Source organism: Kitasatospora sp. NPDC034035 (assembly GCF_055575755.1).
In genome coordinates this window covers 253492-269399 of the sequence record NZ_JBVISA010000007.1, presented here as the reverse complement: position 1 = coordinate 269399, position 15908 = coordinate 253492, and the positions used below count along the sequence as shown (strand labels likewise).

General features: G+C 74.4%; 16 protein-coding genes. 7 read left to right on the top strand and 9 right to left on the bottom strand.

Annotated elements, in window-relative coordinates; translation table 11 throughout:
• Positions 1-87: 87 nt before the first annotated feature.
• Entirely contained in the window at positions 88-279 is a 192-nt protein-coding gene (locus ACZ52J_RS12840; RefSeq protein WP_465618158.1) for a hypothetical protein, read from the bottom strand.
• A gap of 341 nt (positions 280-620) precedes the next feature.
• On the opposite strand from ACZ52J_RS12840, the gene ACZ52J_RS12835 reads away from it, so the two are divergent.
• Positions 621-3122, top strand: coding sequence for a cytochrome P450 (locus tag ACZ52J_RS12835; RefSeq protein WP_465618156.1), 2502 nt, complete (start codon positions 621-623; stop codon positions 3120-3122).
• Between the two features lie 119 nt (positions 3123-3241).
• Here the strand turns inward: ACZ52J_RS12835 and ACZ52J_RS12830 are convergent, their stop codons facing one another.
• From ACZ52J_RS12830 to ACZ52J_RS12815, 4 genes are all read right to left on the bottom strand, one after another.
• Complete coding sequence (locus ACZ52J_RS12830; RefSeq protein ID WP_360494147.1) at positions 3242-3373, bottom strand: DUF6126 family protein; 132 nt, start codon at positions 3371-3373, stop codon at positions 3242-3244.
• A 44-nt stretch (positions 3374-3417) separates the two neighbouring features.
• Positions 3418-3762, bottom strand: coding sequence for an ArsR/SmtB family transcription factor (locus tag ACZ52J_RS12825; RefSeq protein ID WP_465618154.1), 345 nt, complete (start codon positions 3760-3762; stop codon positions 3418-3420).
• A gap of 238 nt (positions 3763-4000) precedes the next feature.
• Positions 4001-4465 (bottom strand): hypothetical protein, encoded by a 465-nt coding sequence (locus tag ACZ52J_RS12820; RefSeq protein WP_465618152.1) that lies wholly within the window; start codon positions 4463-4465, stop codon positions 4001-4003.
• A gap of 256 nt (positions 4466-4721) precedes the next feature.
• A complete protein-coding gene (locus ACZ52J_RS12815; protein WP_465618150.1) occupies positions 4722-5870 on the bottom strand; it encodes a glycoside hydrolase family 3 N-terminal domain-containing protein in 1149 nt (382 codons plus the stop codon).
• A gap of 130 nt (positions 5871-6000) precedes the next feature.
• On the opposite strand from ACZ52J_RS12815, the gene ACZ52J_RS12810 reads away from it, so the two are divergent.
• On the top strand, positions 6001-6396 hold the full coding sequence (locus ACZ52J_RS12810; protein WP_465618148.1) for a hypothetical protein: 396 nt from the start codon (positions 6001-6003) through the stop codon (positions 6394-6396).
• A 91-nt stretch (positions 6397-6487) separates the two neighbouring features.
• Here ACZ52J_RS12810 and pdxR read toward each other — a convergent pair whose 3' ends face one another.
• Positions 6488-8005, bottom strand: coding sequence for a MocR-like pyridoxine biosynthesis transcription factor PdxR (pdxR, locus tag ACZ52J_RS12805; RefSeq protein WP_465618146.1), 1518 nt, complete (start codon positions 8003-8005; stop codon positions 6488-6490).
• A 29-nt stretch (positions 8006-8034) separates the two neighbouring features.
• Between pdxR and ACZ52J_RS12800 the strand changes: the two genes are divergently transcribed.
• On the top strand, positions 8035-8889 hold the full coding sequence (locus ACZ52J_RS12800) for a methyltransferase domain-containing protein (protein ID WP_465618144.1): 855 nt from the start codon (positions 8035-8037) through the stop codon (positions 8887-8889).
• A 61-nt stretch (positions 8890-8950) separates the two neighbouring features.
• Here the strand turns inward: ACZ52J_RS12800 and ACZ52J_RS12795 are convergent, their stop codons facing one another.
• The gene (locus ACZ52J_RS12795) at positions 8951-9448 is read right to left on the bottom strand and encodes a MarR family winged helix-turn-helix transcriptional regulator (RefSeq protein WP_360494126.1); all 498 of its coding nucleotides are present in this window, start codon (positions 9446-9448) and stop codon (positions 8951-8953) included.
• Positions 9449-9582: 134 nt separating this feature from the next.
• On the opposite strand from ACZ52J_RS12795, the gene ACZ52J_RS12790 reads away from it, so the two are divergent.
• From ACZ52J_RS12790 to ACZ52J_RS12780, 3 genes are all read left to right on the top strand, one after another.
• Positions 9583-10503, top strand: coding sequence for an EamA family transporter (locus ACZ52J_RS12790; RefSeq protein WP_465618142.1), 921 nt, complete (start codon positions 9583-9585; stop codon positions 10501-10503).
• A gap of 96 nt (positions 10504-10599) precedes the next feature.
• Positions 10600-11241, top strand: a complete 642-nt coding sequence (locus tag ACZ52J_RS12785) for an NAD(P)-dependent oxidoreductase (protein ID WP_465618140.1) — start codon at positions 10600-10602, stop codon at positions 11239-11241.
• 156 nt (positions 11242-11397) lie between these two features.
• The gene (locus ACZ52J_RS12780) at positions 11398-13011 is read left to right on the top strand and encodes an alpha/beta hydrolase (RefSeq protein ID WP_465618138.1); all 1614 of its coding nucleotides are present in this window, start codon (positions 11398-11400) and stop codon (positions 13009-13011) included.
• An 11-nt stretch (positions 13012-13022) separates the two neighbouring features.
• Here ACZ52J_RS12780 and ACZ52J_RS12775 read toward each other — a convergent pair whose 3' ends face one another.
• Complete coding sequence (locus tag ACZ52J_RS12775) at positions 13023-13322, bottom strand: hypothetical protein (RefSeq protein WP_360494114.1); 300 nt, start codon at positions 13320-13322, stop codon at positions 13023-13025.
• An 18-nt stretch (positions 13323-13340) separates the two neighbouring features.
• Entirely contained in the window at positions 13341-13724 is a 384-nt protein-coding gene (locus ACZ52J_RS12770; protein ID WP_465618135.1) for a hypothetical protein, read from the bottom strand.
• Between the two features lie 586 nt (positions 13725-14310).
• Here ACZ52J_RS12770 and ACZ52J_RS12765 point away from each other — a divergent pair.
• Positions 14311-15753, top strand: coding sequence for a lytic transglycosylase domain-containing protein (locus tag ACZ52J_RS12765; RefSeq protein ID WP_465618133.1), 1443 nt, complete (start codon positions 14311-14313; stop codon positions 15751-15753).
• Positions 15754-15908 lie beyond the last annotated feature (155 nt).

The window sequence follows — 15908 nt, the reverse complement described above, 5'->3', positions numbered from 1 at the left end:
AGACCCGTCGAGGGGTGCTGACCAGAGCCCTGGGAAGGTCGCTTTCCATCCCAAACAGGCCATCTCCGCCAGGCATATGACGGCTCATCAGCAAAGTGCGGCGGTCAGGCCGCCGAGCAGCGGCAGCAGGTCCGCGACCGCGGCGGGCAGCCACCGGGCGAAGGGGGTGGGCCGGGCCAGGACGCGCAGCAGCGCCCGCTCGGCCGCGGTGATCCGTGCGGTCAGCATGACCTCGTCGCAGTCCGTGGTCCATGCTCCCGGTCGGCACAAACGGGTCATCAGGCTCCTCCTTCTCCGCCACCATTGCCGGCCCTCGCACGGCTCTGCGGCGAGGGTCCGAAGACCCTCCGGCCCGGCCCTGCCGCGGACCTTTCAGCCCGGGACATCCGCGCAGGTCACCCCGGCTCTCGGGGCGGGCACGGGAGGGCCGGGGAGATCCGCCGTTGGAGTGATCCCCGCGTGTTCGGCGCAACGCCCGTGGGAACGGCGCGTTTGCCATGGCATGCGCCCTCCGGTGGGGGTGCGCGCGGGTCCGCGCTGGCCCGTCCCCCGACTCGCGGCCGGTGTGCCGGTGCCCGCCCGGCACCGCCCGCACCGGCCCTCCCGTGAGAGGTAATGTCATGAACCTGCAGACCGAGACCCGGAAACGGATCGTCGCCCCGAGATCCGCGGCGCACCCGTCCCCCCTGACCCGTGCGGCCGTGCCCCCGCTCGCCCCCGGCGCGCTCCCCGGCCTCGGGCACGCCGCCGCCCTGCTGCGCGACCCGCTCGGCTTCCTCGGCTCCCTCTCCCGCCACGGCGGCGTGGTGCGCATCCGCCTCGGGCCGCGCACCGTCTGCGTCGTCACCGATGCCCGGCTGGTCCACACCCTGCTCGTCGCGCTCGCCTACGACTGCCCGCGCGGCGCCGTCCAGGACACCCTCAAGACGGCGTTCGGCGACGGCCTACTGATGTCCGAGGGGCAGGCCCACCGCGACCGGCGCCGGATCATCCAGCCCGCGTTCGGCCCGGACCGGATGGGCGAATACCTGGCCGTGATGCACCAGGTCACCGAGGAGCGCGCCGGGCGCTGGCGCCCCGGTCAGGTCCTCGACGTCGCCAAGGAGATGAACCACCTGGCACTGGAGATCGTCACCCGCTCACTGTTCGACGCCCGGCTCAGCGAGGACGCCACCCTCGCCTTCCAGCAGGCGCTGCCGGACATGGTGAAGGGCCAGATCGTCCAGTCCCTCTACCCGCACCCGGCGCTCGCCCGGCTGCCGCTGCCCGTCAACCGGCGCTTCGACGCCGCCGTGCGGGTGCTCAACCGGGTCGTCGACCAGGCCGTCAACGGCCGTACCGCGAACACCCGTTCCGACCAGAGTCAGGGTCGGGGCCGGGGCCGGGGCCGGGGCCGGGGCACCCTGCCCGGCCTGCTGCGCGCCGCGACCGACCCGGGCACCGGCCGCCCGCTCACCGAAGCCGACGTCCGGTCCGAGGCCATCACCATGTTCGGCGCGGGCACCGAGACCGTCTCCACCACACTGACCTGGCTGCTCGACGAACTGCTGCGCCACCCCGAGGTGGAGGCCCGCGTCCTGGCCGAACTGGACGAGCACCTGCCCGCCGGCACCATCCCCACCCCCGAGGCACTGGCCCGGCTCACGTACACCCGCAACGTCGCCCAGGAGGTGGTGCGCCTGCACGCGCCCAACGCCTTCCTGATGCGCACCGCCCAGGTCCCGGTCGACCTCGGCCCGTACCGGATCCCGGCCGGCACCGAACTGCTGTACAGCCTCACCGCGCTGCACCGCGACCCGGTCCGCTACCCCGAGCCGCTCGGCTTCCGCCCCGAGCGCTGGCAGGACGGCGGCGGCACCGGGCGGCCGTCCTTCCTGCCCTTCGGAGCGGGCAAGCACAAGTGCATCGGGGAGGCCTTCGCCTGGGCCGAGCTGACGGTCGCGGCAGCCGCGATCCTGCGCCGCTGGCGCCCTGAGGCCGTGCCCGGAGCGCGGGCCCGGGAGGTGGTCTGGACGACGGTCCAGGCGCAGGGGCTGCGCGTCCGGCTGGCGCCGCGCGAGCAGCGGTCGACCGACGCGGGGCCGGCGGGCGGCGCGGGCCGGGCCGCGCGCAGCGAACGGACCGCGCGGGCGAGCGGTGCGGCGCCCTCGCGCGACGAACCGGCGGTACCAGGCGGCTGCCCGTTCACCGGCACCCCCACGGCCGCCCTGCCGGCACGCCCGCCCGGCGAGCTGCGCGCCGCCGCGGACCGGCACACCGACTGGGCGGTCCACCACGGCCTGCTCACCCCCGCGGAGCTGCCCGGCTACCGGGCCTACGCCCTGCACGAGCTGATCGGCCACGCCTTCCCCACCGCCCGCGGCACCGAACTCGACCTGCTGGTGGACATGCTGGGCTGGTTCACCATCCTGGACGACCGCTTCGACGGCACGCCCGGACGCCGCCCGGCCGAGGCACACGCCCTGGTCGACCCGCTGATCGCCGTCCTCGACGGCAGAAGCACCCCTCCGGACTGCCAACTCCTGGGCTCCTGGCGGGAACTGTGGAAACGTCAGACGGCGTCGATGTCCCCCGCCTGGCGCGCCCGCGCCGCCCGCGAATGGCAGGCCTGCCTGGCCACCTTCCCCGCCGAAGCCGACCACCGCGCCCGCGGCACCGTGCCCGCCCTCGGCCTGGCGGACACCATGCGGCTGCGCCGACACGGCAGCTGCCTCTACCCGTTCATGAACATACTGGAACGGGTCCACGGCGCCGACGCCCCCGCCGCCCTCCACGCGGAGCCCGCGCTGCACCGCCTGCGCGCCAACACCGCCGACACCGCCACGCTGATCAACGACCTCTACTCGCTGGAGCGGGAGGAACGGCAGACCGCGGCCGCCTTCAACACCGTGCTCACCCTGCAACGGGCCCGCCGCTGCACCCGGAGCCGCGCCGTCCGCGCCGTCCGCGACCGGGTGGCGCGACTGCGGCAGGAGAGCGAGGACCTGCGCCGCGACCTGCAGCGCCGCCACCCGGCGGGGCGCTGGTACCTGGACGGCACCCGGGAGCTCGTCGCCGGCGTACAGGCCTGGACCAGCACCAGCGACCGCTACCTGGTGCCGGACGGCGGGCGGCAGCGCTGAACGGAGAACAACCTTGAACGGAGGGCAGCGCTGAACGGAGAGCAGCCTTGAACGGAGGGCAGCGCTGAGCCGGCGCACCGATGAGCGGGGGCACCGGACAGCCGCCCGCTCGCGCCCCGCTACTTCCGGCCGCCGAGCGCGAACAGCAGCAGCACGAAGCCGGCGAACAGGTGCGTGGCGAAGATGTAGATGCCCGCGCGGATCAGCATCGCCTTGCGGCGCCTCTTCTCCTCGCTCGTGCCGTCGTTCATGGTGGGTGGTGCTCCTCGGGTCGGGCGGACGGGCCGGGCGCGGCTCAGCGGGACCGCCGGCCGCCGGACACACGCAGCTCGGTGAGCAGCGCGCCCTGGTCGGTGATCAGCTCGGTCAGGATCCGGCGCGCCGCGCGCAGCAGCTCGGCCACGTCCGGGGTGCTGAGCGCGTACACCACCGTGTTGCCCTCACGGGTGGCCGTGACCAGCTGGGTGCGGCGTAGCACCGCGAGCTGCTGGGAGAGGTTGGACGGTTCGACCTCGATCTCCGCCAGCAGCTCGCGCACCGGCCTGGGTCCGTCCTGGAGCAGCTCCAGGACCCGGATCCGCACGGGGTGGCCGAGGGTGCGGAAGAACTCCGCCTTGGCCTGGTACAGCGGGACCGGCATCGTCCGCGCGCCTCCCTCGAATCCGGCTCGGTGGTCGTCCCGGCCGGGCGGGTGCGCGCCACGGCCGGTAGGCATCATCGCGGACAGATGAAGATTTCTTCAAGTCGTCACAGCTCGACGACTCCCGGGCGACGCGCGCAGGTGACCCACCTCACACCGGCGCGCCGCGCCCGGACATGCGAACGCCGAGCCCGGGACGCTGCCAACTCCCGGGCTCGGCGGTCACGGTGATGAGCCGTCAGCAGGCTACAGGCACATCGACCGTCACCGGGGACGGCCCCCACCACATCGTCTCGACCGAGAAGGATGCGTGCACGGTCGAACCGCACGGCGCGGTCGCCGTGATCCCGTCGACCCGCACGGTGCTGACCGTGAACACGGTGCGACCGTTCACCGCGCCGAGCGAGTTACCGCCGGTCACGTCGGCCGACACCCGGGTGAGCAGCTCCTGCGGCGCCGGCGGCCACGGGGTGCCCGGCGACGGCGGGCCGGCCAGCCCGATCTGCCCGTACAGCACGACGCTGTTGCCGGTGACGTCGGCGCAGACCTTGGTGGACAGCCCGGCCTGCAGGCCGGACCACCCGCAGGTGGTGACGGTGGTGGCAGCGGCAGCCGTCGGGGCCGAGGCGAACGCCGGTACGGGCACCGCGAACAGGGCGACGGCGCCGGCGGCGCCGGCCGCGATCTTGGCGATGCGGTTCATGAGTTCCTCCTGGGAGGGTACGAGGACGGTCAGAGACAGGTGGCGTGGCACATATGACATTTCATAGGCCCACAGACAGATACTTTGTCATGCGATTCCTATGCGACGAGCCAGTTTTACCCTTGGAACTACCGGCTCGACCGAAACCAGACCTTCGATGGCGCAATCACCCTTGAGTGACCCAACCCGCGCAAGCCCCCAGGCAACGCCCACGTTGCCCCCAGGTGAACCGCCTCCGCACCGCCTCCGCGACCGGTCAGCCGAGGGAGGCGCGCAGGGCGTCGACCCGGGCGACGGCGGCGGCGAAGGCGTCGCGATCGAGCCGACCGGAGTCGAGGGCATCGGCCAGGGCCTCGGTGGCGTCCTCGGCCTGCTGCGGGTCGCGGACGGAGCAGAGCAGCAGGTCCATGCCGGCCTCGGCGGCGGCCACCGCGCGGTCGCCGGTGTCGCCGTACGGAGCGAGCGCGCCGGCCTCCATCGCGTCGGTGACGGTCACGCCGTCGAAGCCCAGCCGGCCGCGGAGCTCGCCCTGGATGACAGTGGGCGACAGTCCGGCCGGGCGCTCCGGGTCCAGTGCCGGGTAGACCGCCCAGGAGGCCATCACCAGCCGGACACCCGCCGCGATCGCGGACCGGTAGGGCGCCTCGCCGCGGGTCCGCAGCTGCTCCAGCGGGACGGTGAGGGTGACCGGGCGGTCGTCGGTGTTCTCCTCGCGGGCGGCGGCGCCGAGGCCCGGGAAGTGCTTGGCGGTCGCGGCCACGCCGAGGCTCTGCTGGGCGGCGAGGAAGGCGCTGCCCAACCTCCCGACCGTGGCGGGGTCCTGGCTGTAGGAACGCTCGAAGTGGTCGATGAAGTTGTCCGGGGTGTCGTAGACGTCGAGCACCGGGGCGAGGTTGACGTTCAGCCCGGCGTCCGTGAGGGTCCGGGCGGCGCCGGTGCCGGAGTCCACCGCGGCGGCCGCCGGGTTCGGAGCCGACCCGGTGCGGCGGGCGGAGAGTTCGGGCGCACCGGGCAGCCGGCGGATCCTGCCGCCCTCCTGGTCGGTCATCAGCAGCAGCGCGCGCGGGTTCGGCGCCTCGGCGGCCGCCTGCTTCAACTCGGCGACGGCCTCGGCGAGCTGCTCCGGGCCGGTGACGTTCTCGCCGAACAGGATCACCCCGGCCGCCCGGCCCTCCCGGATCGTCCGCAGCACCCCGGGCGGCGGCGTCGGGCCCGCGTACGAGAGGACGATCCGCCGTCCGGCGAGCAAGCGCGACTCCTCCTGGTCCTGGGCGGCCATCGCTACGGTCCTCTCCGGGTGGGTGCTGCGGGGCGCGGACGCCGACCCGATCGGGGCGGGCCCGAACGCGGCCCCCAGGACCGTCAGCACCGCCCCGAACCGGGCGACTCGCCGGAGCGGGGCCATCACGCCTCCTGGGTCAGCAGCGGTCTACGGCCCGTCAGCGTACCCAGGACCCCGATCCGCCATTCCACCCCACACCGGGTCCAGCCGATATTCCGACAGACGATGCCCCGCAGGGCCCTAGGCTGGCCGGATGTTCGATCGACTGGAGATCAGGATCCTGCCGCCCGGCCCGCGCCTCCCCGCCGAGGTGCGGGTCTGGGTCAACGGCGAGGACCTGGTGGCCCAGGCGGCCGGGGCCGCCGGCCAGGGCCGGTGGGCCGGCCTGCTGCTCCCTCGCGACCGCCCGAGCCCGCTGCAGGCGACCGCCGAGCCGCACCGCGTGGAGCTGGGCGAGCCCGACTGCACCGGCGGCTGCTGCGGCTACCTCTCCGCCGACGTGCAGCGCTTCGGGAACGTCATCCGCTGGTCGGACTGGGAGGTGCCATATCTGGAGGCCCGCCCGCCGGAGTTCGACTTCGAAGCCGAGCAGTACGACGCCGAACTCGCCCGCGCCGCGGCCGACCCCTGGTGGCACGGCGCTCTGTAACGGAAGCCGACTCCGGCGCTCGGGCCCGGCACACAGGCTCGGCGCTCGGGCCCGGCGCTCGCGCCCGGCCTGGCTTCGGCGGCGCCCGCCCTCACCCCGCGTGGCGGACCAACTGCCCGAGGACGGCGATGCCTTCGGTGATCTCGGGCGGTGAGCCCGCCGCGTAGCCGAGGACCAGGCCGGGTGGGTACGGGAGGCGGGCGTGCCAGGAGAGGGGCTGGACCTTCACGCCCCGGGCCAGTGCGGCGGTGGCCAACTCGGTGTCGGTGCAGCCGAGTTCCGGCGGCAGGGTGAGCATCAGGTGGAGGCCTGCCGCCGCGCCGTGGACGGTGGCGCCGGGGAGGTGGGTGCGGATGGCGGTGATCATGGCATCCCGGCGGCGGCGGTGGCGGCGGCGCAGCAGCCGTAGGTGGCGGTCGAGTTCGCCGGACTCCATCAGGTGGGCGAGGACGAGCTGGGGCAGGACCGGGTTGCCGAGGTCGGCGAAGCGTTTGGCGTCGAGGACGGCGCCGCGGAGGCGGGCGGGTACCAGCAGCCAGCCGGTTCGCAGGGCCGGGGCGAGCAGCTTGGAGATGCTGCCCGCGTAGCAGACCCGGTCCGGCAGGGTGGCGCGCAGCGCCGCGACGGGCGGGCGGTCGTAGCGGTGCTCGGCGTCGTAGTCGTCCTCGATGACCAGGCCGCCCTCCGCCGCCCAGCGCAGCACGTCGCGTCGGCGGTCGCCGCCGAGGACGACGCCGGTCGGGTACTGGTGGGCGGGGGTGAGCAGCACGGCCTGCGCGCCGGTGGCACGCAGGGCGTCGACCCGGATGCCGTCGGCATCGACCGGGACGGGCGGGGTGGCGGCGAGCCAGTGGGCGAGGTGCTGGCGGGCGCCGAGGGAGCCGGGGTCCTCGACCGCGACCTCGGTGATGCCCGTCCGTTCGAGGGCGCGGCCGAGCAGGGCGAGGGCCTGAGCCGTCCCGGCGACGATCAGCACCTCGTCGGGGTCGGCGCGGATGCCCCGGTTGCGGGCGAGCCAGTGGGCGACGGCCCGGCGCAGGGCCGGGGTGCCGCGGACGTCGCCGTAGCCGAGGTCGTGTGCGGCGAGGCCGTCGAGGACGGCGCGTTCGGCGCGCAGCCAGGCGGTGCGGGGGAAGGCGGCGAGGTCGGGTACGCCGGGGGTGAGGTCGATCCGGGCGGGGGTGCCGCGCAGCAGGTCGAACACCTCGGAGTCGGGGTCGTCCCGGAAGAGGGCGGGCGCCGCCGACCGGGGGCGGGGAGGTTCGGGGTCGGGCGCGGCGGGAGGGGCCGGGGCCTCGACCACGACGGTGCCGCCCCGGCCGCGCCCGGCGACCCGCCCCTCCTCGGCGAGGCGACGGTAGGCGTCGGTCACCACCCCACGGGAGACGCCGAGTTCGGCCGCCAGCACCCGACTGGCGGGCAGCCGACTGCCGGCCGGGAGCCGCCCGTCGGCGACGGCCTCGCGCAGCCGGCGGGCGAGCCAGTCGGCGAGGCCGCCGGGCGGGGCGTCGGCGGTGTCGAGCTGGAGGAAGTCGGCGCCGAGCTCTTTGGGCCTGTCGGATGCGGCAGCTTTGGACCTGTCCGACGTGGTGGCTTTGGACCTGTTCACCGGACCATAGTGGCGCGAGGGTGGGGGCCATGACCACGGAAACGGCACCGCCAGAGAACACGACCGACGTCCACGGCCATTCGGACTACGTCCACGGCTATTCGGACGCCGAGGCGCAGCGCCTCGGTGACCAGGCGGACACACTCGCCGAGTTGCTGCACGCGGGCACGGCCTACCCGGCGGGCAGCCGGGTGCTGGAGGCAGGCTGCGGGGTGGGGGCTCAGACGGTGCACCTGCTGGCCGCCGGCCCGGGGGCGCTGCTCACCGCGATGGACCTCTCGGCGGAGTCGCTCGCGCAGGCCCGCGCCCGGGTGGCGGCGCAGATGCCCGACGCGAAGGTCACCTGGCACCACGGCGACCTGCACCGGATGCCGTTCCCGGACGGCGCGTTCGACCACGTCTTCCTCTGCTTCGTGCTGGAGCACCTGCCCGATCCGGCGGCCGGGCTCGCGGCGCTGCGGCGGGTGCTGCGGCCAGGCGGGACGATCACGGTGATCGAGGGCGACCACGGCTCGGCCTTCTTCCACCCGCAGAGCCCGGCGGCCGGCCGGACGATCGACCACCTGGTCCGGCTCCAGGCCGAGGCGGGCGGCGACGGGCTGATCGGCCGCCGCCTCTACCCGCTGCTGACGGCGGCCGGGTTCACCGAGGTGACGGTCCGGCCGCGGACGGTCTACGCCGACGGCGGCCGCCCGGCGCTGGTGGAGGGCTTCACCCTGCGGACCTTCGTCGCGATGGTCGAGGCCGTGCGGGCGGAGGCGCTGGCCGCCGGGCCGGCCACAGCGGAGGACTTCGACCGGGGCATCGCGGAGCTGCGCCGCGCGGCCGAGCCGGGCGGGACCTTCCACTACACCTTCTTCAAGGCGGTCGCCGTCAATCCCTGAGGCAGAAGGGCCGGGGCCAGGACCAGGGCCAGGACCGGGGCCGGGGCCGGGGCCGGAGGCGTTACTCGGGGGTGTCTCCGAGGGCCGCCAGCATGGTGCGCATCGCGTCGACCAGCGCGGCGGTCCGGGCGTCGTCCAGTCCCTCGAGGAGGCCGAACTCGGTGGCGAGGTGGTCGGGCAGCGCGCGCTCGATCAGGGCGTGGCCCTCGGGGGTGAGGGCGACCTCGCGGCTGCGGCCGTCCTGGTCGCTGCGGGTCCGGGTGACCAGGCCGCGGGCCTCCAGCCGGTCGAGGCGCTGGGTGATGGCGCCGGAGGTGACCATGGCGGACTGCATCAGGCCGGTGGGGGTGAGGCGGTAGGGCGGGCCGCTGCGTTTCAGGGTGGCGAGGACGTCGAAGGAGGCGGCGTCCAGGCCGTGCTCGGCGAAGGTGCGGTTGAGCGCCGCGTCCACCAGGCGGTAGAGGCGCTTGAGCCGGCCGAACACCTCCATCGGGGAAACGTCCAGGTCGGGGCGCTCGGCGGCCCACTGCGCGACTACGCGGTCCACATGATCTGCCACGGCTCCAGGGTAGGCGATCGGGCTCGGGTTCCTTAGCGGTGAGGTACAGGATTCCTTAGCGGTGAGATAACTGTGAGCCACGTCACCGGTCGGCTCCGATGGAAAATACCTTAGCGCTGAGATACATTGGCTTAGTGCTAAGACATCGCCTCGCCGTCGTACTGGTGACGGCCCTCGCCCCCGCCATCTGGGGGACGACCTACCTCGTCACCACCGAGCTGCTCCCGCCCCACCGTCCCCTCCTCGCCGCCGTCATCCGCTGCCTGCCCGCCGGGCTCCTCCTGATCGCCCTCACCCGCCGACTGCCGCAGGGCAGCTGGTGGTGGCGATCGCTGGTCCTCGGCGCGCTCAACATCGGGGCGTTCCAGGCCCTGCTCTTCATCGCCGCCTACCGCCTGCCCGGCGGCATCGCAGCCACCGTCGGCGCCGTCCAGCCGCTGATCACCGCCGGACTCTCCGCCGCCGTCCTCGGCGACCGGCTCACCCTGCGGACCGTGCTGTCCGGCATCGCCGGCGTGGCGGGCGTGAGCCTGCTGGTCCTGCGGGCCAACGCGCAGCTGGACGCCCTCGGGGTGGCCGCCGCGCTCGGCGGCGCGGTGGTCATGGCCGCCGGCGTCGTCCTCTCCAAGCTCTGGGTGTCCCCCGCCCCGCTGCTCGCCACCACCGGCTGGCAACTCACCACCGGCGGAATGCTGTTGGTTCCGCTCACGCTGCTCACCGAGGGAGCGCCGCCGTCCCACTACACGGCCGCCAACGTGCTCGGCTACACCTACCTGTGCCTGATCGGCGCGGCCTTCACCTACGTGCTGTGGTTCCGCGGGATCCAGGCGCTGACGCCGACCTCGGTCTCCTTCCTCGCCCTGCTCAGCCCGGTGGTCGCCACCGCGATCGGCTGGCTGGCGCTCGGACAGGACCTCAGTCCGCTGCAGGCGCTGGGCGCCCTGGTCGTGCTCGGCTCGCTCGTCGTCGCCCAGACCCGGCGGCCCGGCGCCGCCACCGGGTCGACGCCGGTGGCCCGATCGGCCTCCACGCCACCGGTGCGCGAGAACGCCTGACCCGCCTCATCCGCACCCCGCGCCCACATCCCACATCCCGAAAATCCGCATCCCGCATCCCGCATCCAGTCCAGCCCGGTTCAAGGAGAACTCCCCATGCGTATCACCGTGTTCGGCGCCACCGGCAACGTCGGCAGCCGGGTCGTGACCGAGGCGCTCGCCCGCGGCCACGAGGTCACCGCCGTCGTACGGGACCCGGCCAAGCCGCACGGCCTGCCGTCCGCCGCCGCCATCGCCGTCGGTGACGCCCGCAACCCCGAGGACGTCGCCCGGATAGCTCCCGGGCAGGACGCGGTCATCACCGCCACCCGCCCGGTGCCCGGCAGCGAGCACGAACTGGCCGTCGCCACCAAGGGCCTGCTGGCGGGCATCGCCGGCACCGGCGTCCGGCTGCTGGCCGTCGGCGGCGCGGGCAGCCTCACCGTCCCGGGCACCGACGGGATGACCCTCGTGGAGGACCCCGGGTTCCCCGCCGCGATCCGGCCGATCGCGCTGGCCTGCAACGAGCAACTCGCGCACTACCGCGCGGCCGACGCCGATGTCGACTGGACCTACCTGAGCCCGGCCGCGCTGCTCGAGCCCGGTGTGCGCACCGGCCGGTTCCGGCTCGGACGGGACGAACTGCTGGTCGACACCGACGGCAACTCGGCGATCTCCATGGAGGACCTCGCCATCGCCCTCCTCGACGAGGTCGAGAGGCCCGCCCACCGCCGCGCGCGGTTCACCGCCGGCTACTGACCGGCCGCGGCGGCCTCGACGGGGGTGAGGCCGCCGCGGTCCACCACAGACCGGATGCTGGGGCTCCCACCCGGACGGGGGTGTAGCCAGCACCACCCCGAAGACGGGGGTACGGGTGATCGATCGTCAGGGCGGGTTTCGGACAGGATCGTTTCCGTGACCAACACCGCATCGACCGACACCGCGCCGACGAGCACCGCAGCGACGAGCACCGCAGCGACCGACACCGTCCCGGCCACGGCCAAGCCCCGCCTCCGGCGCGCCGCACTGGCCGTGGCCGCCGCCGTCCTCGCCGGCCTCGCCGCACCCGCCACCGCCGGCGCCGACACCGCCCGCGACCCGGGCGACGCCGACCCGGCACCCGCCCGCTACACCCACCAGACCCTGAACTGGCAGCCCTGCGCCGGGCAGCCCACCCTGGACTGCGCCACCATGGCCGCCCCGCGCGACTGGCACCACCCCGGCGTCGGGGCCGACCTGAGCATCGCCGTCTCCCGGCACCGCGCCACCGACCCGGCCAAGCGCAGGGGCACCCTGCTGATGGCGGCCGGCGGCCCCGGCGCCTCGGGCCTGCCGCGCCCGGCCGGGCTGGCCGAGACGGCCCCGGCCGTCGCCGCCGCCTACGACATCGTGGGCTTCGACCAGCGCGGGGTCGGCGCGAGCACCAAGGCAGTGTGCCAGACGCCGGAGGGGTACCAGGAGTTCCTGGCCGGCGACTACCGCGACCAGTCCCCCGCCGCGATCGACGGCGTCATCGCCAACGCCAGGAAGCTGGCCGCCAGTTGCCAGGAGCGCAGCGGCGGCCTGATCCCCTACCTGAACACCGAGCAGACCGCCCACGACATCGACCTGTTCCGCGCCCTGCTCGGCGAGCGCAAGCTCAGCTACTTCGGCCCGTCCTACGCCACGATGATCGGCGCCTACTACGGCACGCTCTTCCCGCACCGGGTCGAGCGGATGGTGCTGGACAGCAACATCGGCTTCGAGGGCACCTGGGAGAAGTTCGAACTGGGCCAGCCGATGAGCTTCCAGCGCCGCTTCGACGAGGACTTCGTCCCCTGGCTCGCGGCCCGGGACGCCACCTACCACTGGGGCTCGACGCCGGAGCAGGTACAGGCGCACTGGGAGCAGCGGCGCGCCGCACTGCACGACTCGCCCATCGTCGAGGGCTCGGTGACGATCGGCCCGAACCAGTTGGACAACGTGGCGATCGGGGCGATCTACGAGGCCGCCAACTTCCCGATCCTCGCCCGGATCCTGACCACCGTCGACAACTGGCAGACCGCCGACCCGGCGGCCAAGGCCATGGCCGCGAAAGCCTTCAGCCACTACCTCAGCCCGGACTTCCTCGCCGAGTACTTCTCGGTGACCTGCTCCGACACCCCGTGGACCAGGGATATGGACACCTGGATCGCGCGCGGCGCCGAGAACACCGCCCGTTGGCCGCTGGCCGGCTCCCGGACACTCGCCTTCAGCGCGGTCTGCGCCTCCTGGCCGGTCGCCCCGGCGCCCAAGGTCAAGGTCACCGGCGCCCACCTGCCGACCACGCTGATGCTCAACTCGGTGCACGACCCGGCGACTTACTACGAGGCGGCGCTCGGCGCCCACCGCGCGCTGCGCGGCTCGAGGCTGGTCACCGTCACCGGGAACGGCGACCACGGCCAGTACCCCGGCCCCAACGCCTGCGTCACCGACGTGGTCGAGCGCTACCTGCTGGACGACCAGGCACCCGCGCACGACCTCACCTGCGCTTCACCGCAGGCGGGTTGACGGCTGCCAGGTCAGCGCCGGGGCCGGGTCCGCAGCCCGGACCCCAGCCTGGAGCGGAGCCAGGTGAGGCCGACGGCCAGCCCGGCGAAGCCGCCGACGGCGAGCTTGATCCCGGCCTTGGCGACGATCCAGCCGATCCCCGGGACGGTCCACCCCAGCCAGTGGAAGACGGCCAGCAGCATCGCCGAACCGCACAGCGCGGCCAGGACGGTGACCGTGACGGCGGCGGCCCGCGAGAGCTCCTGCGGGCCGTCGGCGTCGGCGGTGCTTGCGGTGTCGTTCATCATGTCGTTCGTACCCCCCTCATCCATGGAGTCGATGATACGACCTCAGTGCCGGGAGTGGTGGGTGTCCCCGAGGTGCTCGCCGGTCTCGTCGTCGGGGAAGCTGACGGCCATGGTGACGCGGTACTCGTGGACGTCCTCCCGGTGCCCCGGCACCCGGGCCCAGGCGAGCGAGTGCACCTCGGCCTCGGGGGCCTGCCGGCACCAGGCGGCCGCCTCCTCCAGGGCGCGGGCGGCCGACAGTCCGGTGCACACCACCGCGGTGTAGGCGGCGACCGCGACGTCCCCACCGGAGCGACAGTTCCGCGACACCGCCCGGACGGCGGCGGCGGCCTGGGTCAGGTCACGGGCCAGGTCGTCCACGACCCGAGGGGGCGTCGGCAGGACGACCGCTCCCTCGGCGACGGTATCCGGCAGGTTCGCGCTCACGGTCTGGACCTCCATCCGCATCATCACGCGGCACAGCATGCCGGGCGGCGATACCTGGCATGCCCACTTTCACCAGAACGTCACCCGTCCAGGGCCGAGTTGGGGACGCACCCTGGCGCCCGCAGGCTCGTCCTGCTAGGGGAGGCCGCCCCGAGCGGCGGACGTTCCGGCAGGTCAGAGGGGTCGGTCGCGGGCGCCGCCGGGGAGCCCGAACCGCCGCACACGTACCACCCCCGTGCTCCGAACCGCCGGTCCGGCGCCCGGGGCGTCCGTCCCACCGCCGTTGGGGCCTTGGTCAACTCCCCGTACCGGAACCGGAGATGCCGCCGGAAGCGGGCCGGACGACCGCAGGCCACCGGCCTCGCGCGACGCCCCGGGAAGCGGCCGCACCCCCGCTGAAGTGCCGAGTCAACCCCTCGGTGGGCGTCGGGCCGCCTCCCGGTCACCCTGTCCCTGTCAGATCGTCGTGATACTAATCGTCCCGGCGACGGCTCCCGTTATCAGATGGACGGGCACGATGACGGGCACGATGCCGACAACTCAACCGTTCCGGGATGGTCCGGACGGCGACGGGGAGGGGAAACGGATGACGGCGAGGTTCGGCAGCACCCAGGGCGGGCGCAAGGTCCGGGTCGGCAAGCGGGTCACGGGGACGGCGGCCGCCTTCGCCGCACTGGCCGCACTGACCGGCTCTCAGGTGACGGGTCTCGGGCTCGCGCCGGTCGCGGCCGCCGACACCGGTCCGACGAGCGGCACCACCGCCCGGGGCGACGACCGCTACGGGACCGGCACCCTGGACGGCACCCCCTCACCCGGCACCCCCGGCACCGCAGTCCCGGCCGACGGCGGCAGCACCCTCCTGTTCCCGCAGCCGCCCGGCACGCTGCCCGGCGCACCCGACGCCGGCCCGTTCGCGGCCACCGGGCCCGCACTGCCCAGCACGGTGCTCACCGCCTATCACCAGGCCGAGGCCTCGGTGGCACAGCGCTCCCCCGGCTGCCACCTGCCCTGGCAGCTGCTGGCCGCGATCGGCCAGGTCGAGTCCGGGCAGGCCAACGGCGGCCAGGTGGACGCCTTCGGCACGACCCTGACCCCGATCCTCGGCCCGGCACTGGACGGCAACGGCTTCGCCGCGATAGCCGACACCGACGGCGGCCGTTACGACGGCGACGCCCGCTGGGACCGCGCCGTCGGACCGATGCAGTTCATCCCGTCCACCTGGGCCTCCTGGGGCGTGGACGCCAACGGCGACGGCAAGGCCGACCCGAACAACGTCTTCGACGCCGCCGAGGCCGCCGGGCGCTACCTGTGCGCGGGCGGCCGCGACCTCGCCGACCCGGCGCAGCTCGACCGCGCGGTGCTCAGCTACAACAACTCGGGCGAGTACCTGCGGACCGTCCGCAACTGGATGGCCCACTACGGCAGCGGCACGGTGACCACCGTCCCGGACCGCGCGGGGTCCTCGGTCCCGACGTCCTCGCTGCCCTCGCCGTACCTCCCGGTCGTCGGCGACCCGACGGTCGGCGGCGGGACGGGCAGCGGCACGACCGGTGCCGGCACGACGCCGACCGCTCCCCCGGCTCCGACACCGACACCGACTCCGACGCAGGAGCCGACGACGCCGGTGACGCCCACCCCGAACCCGTCGCCGACCGCGCAGCCGACGCCGACCACGACGCCCACGCCCACCGGTTCGCCGTCGCCGACCGGCACGCCGACGACCACCCCGAGCGGCACCCCGACCACGACGCCCACGGGCACCCCGACCGGCACGCCCACGGCCTGCCCGGACCCGACGGCCACGGCCACCCCGACCGGCACGCCCACCGGCACGCCCACCGGCACGCCCACGGGTACGCCCACCCCGACGGGCTCCCCGTCCCCGACCGCGACGCCCACCGGCACCCCGACGGCGACGCCCACCGGCACCCCCGGCTGCCCGACCCCCGCCCCGACCGGCTCCCCGAGCGCCGCGCCCAGCACCACCCCCAGCGCCTCGTTCTCGCCGTCGGCCGCCCCGAAGAAGTGACCAGGAAGAAGTGACAGGACGGGGGCGGGGGGGGGGCGCCCGGGAAAGGGCCCACGCCGGGCGTATACCCCCCCCGCTTTGGATCCACTGGGGTGGGTCCACTCACGCAGCCCGCGCGCAGGGAGGGACCCCTCTTTCGGTTTGTATCGCGACGT

Bases quoted from the DNA above. Each gene is read 5' to 3' on its own strand.
- ACZ52J_RS12840 (WP_465618158.1), bottom strand. From the start codon at position 279: ATGACCCGTTTGTGCCGACCGGGAGCATGGACCACGGACTGCGACGAG.
- ACZ52J_RS12835 (WP_465618156.1), top strand. From the start codon at position 621: ATGAACCTGCAGACCGAGACCCGGAAACGGATCGTCGCCCCGAGATCC.
- ACZ52J_RS12830 (WP_360494147.1), bottom strand. From the start codon at position 3,373: ATGAACGACGGCACGAGCGAGGAGAAGAGGCGCCGCAAGGCGATGCTG.
- ACZ52J_RS12825 (WP_465618154.1), bottom strand. From the start codon at position 3,762: ATGCCGGTCCCGCTGTACCAGGCCAAGGCGGAGTTCTTCCGCACCCTC.
- ACZ52J_RS12820 (WP_465618152.1), bottom strand. From the start codon at position 4,465: ATGAACCGCATCGCCAAGATCGCGGCCGGCGCCGCCGGCGCCGTCGCC.
- ACZ52J_RS12815 (WP_465618150.1), bottom strand. From the start codon at position 5,870: ATGGCCCCGCTCCGGCGAGTCGCCCGGTTCGGGGCGGTGCTGACGGTC.
- ACZ52J_RS12810 (WP_465618148.1), top strand. From the start codon at position 6,001: ATGTTCGATCGACTGGAGATCAGGATCCTGCCGCCCGGCCCGCGCCTC.
- ACZ52J_RS12800 (WP_465618144.1), top strand. From the start codon at position 8,035: ATGACCACGGAAACGGCACCGCCAGAGAACACGACCGACGTCCACGGC.
- ACZ52J_RS12785 (WP_465618140.1), top strand. From the start codon at position 10,600: ATGCGTATCACCGTGTTCGGCGCCACCGGCAACGTCGGCAGCCGGGTC.
- ACZ52J_RS12775 (WP_360494114.1), bottom strand. From the start codon at position 13,322: ATGGATGAGGGGGGTACGAACGACATGATGAACGACACCGCAAGCACC.
- ACZ52J_RS12765 (WP_465618133.1), top strand. From the start codon at position 14,311: ATGACGGCGAGGTTCGGCAGCACCCAGGGCGGGCGCAAGGTCCGGGTC.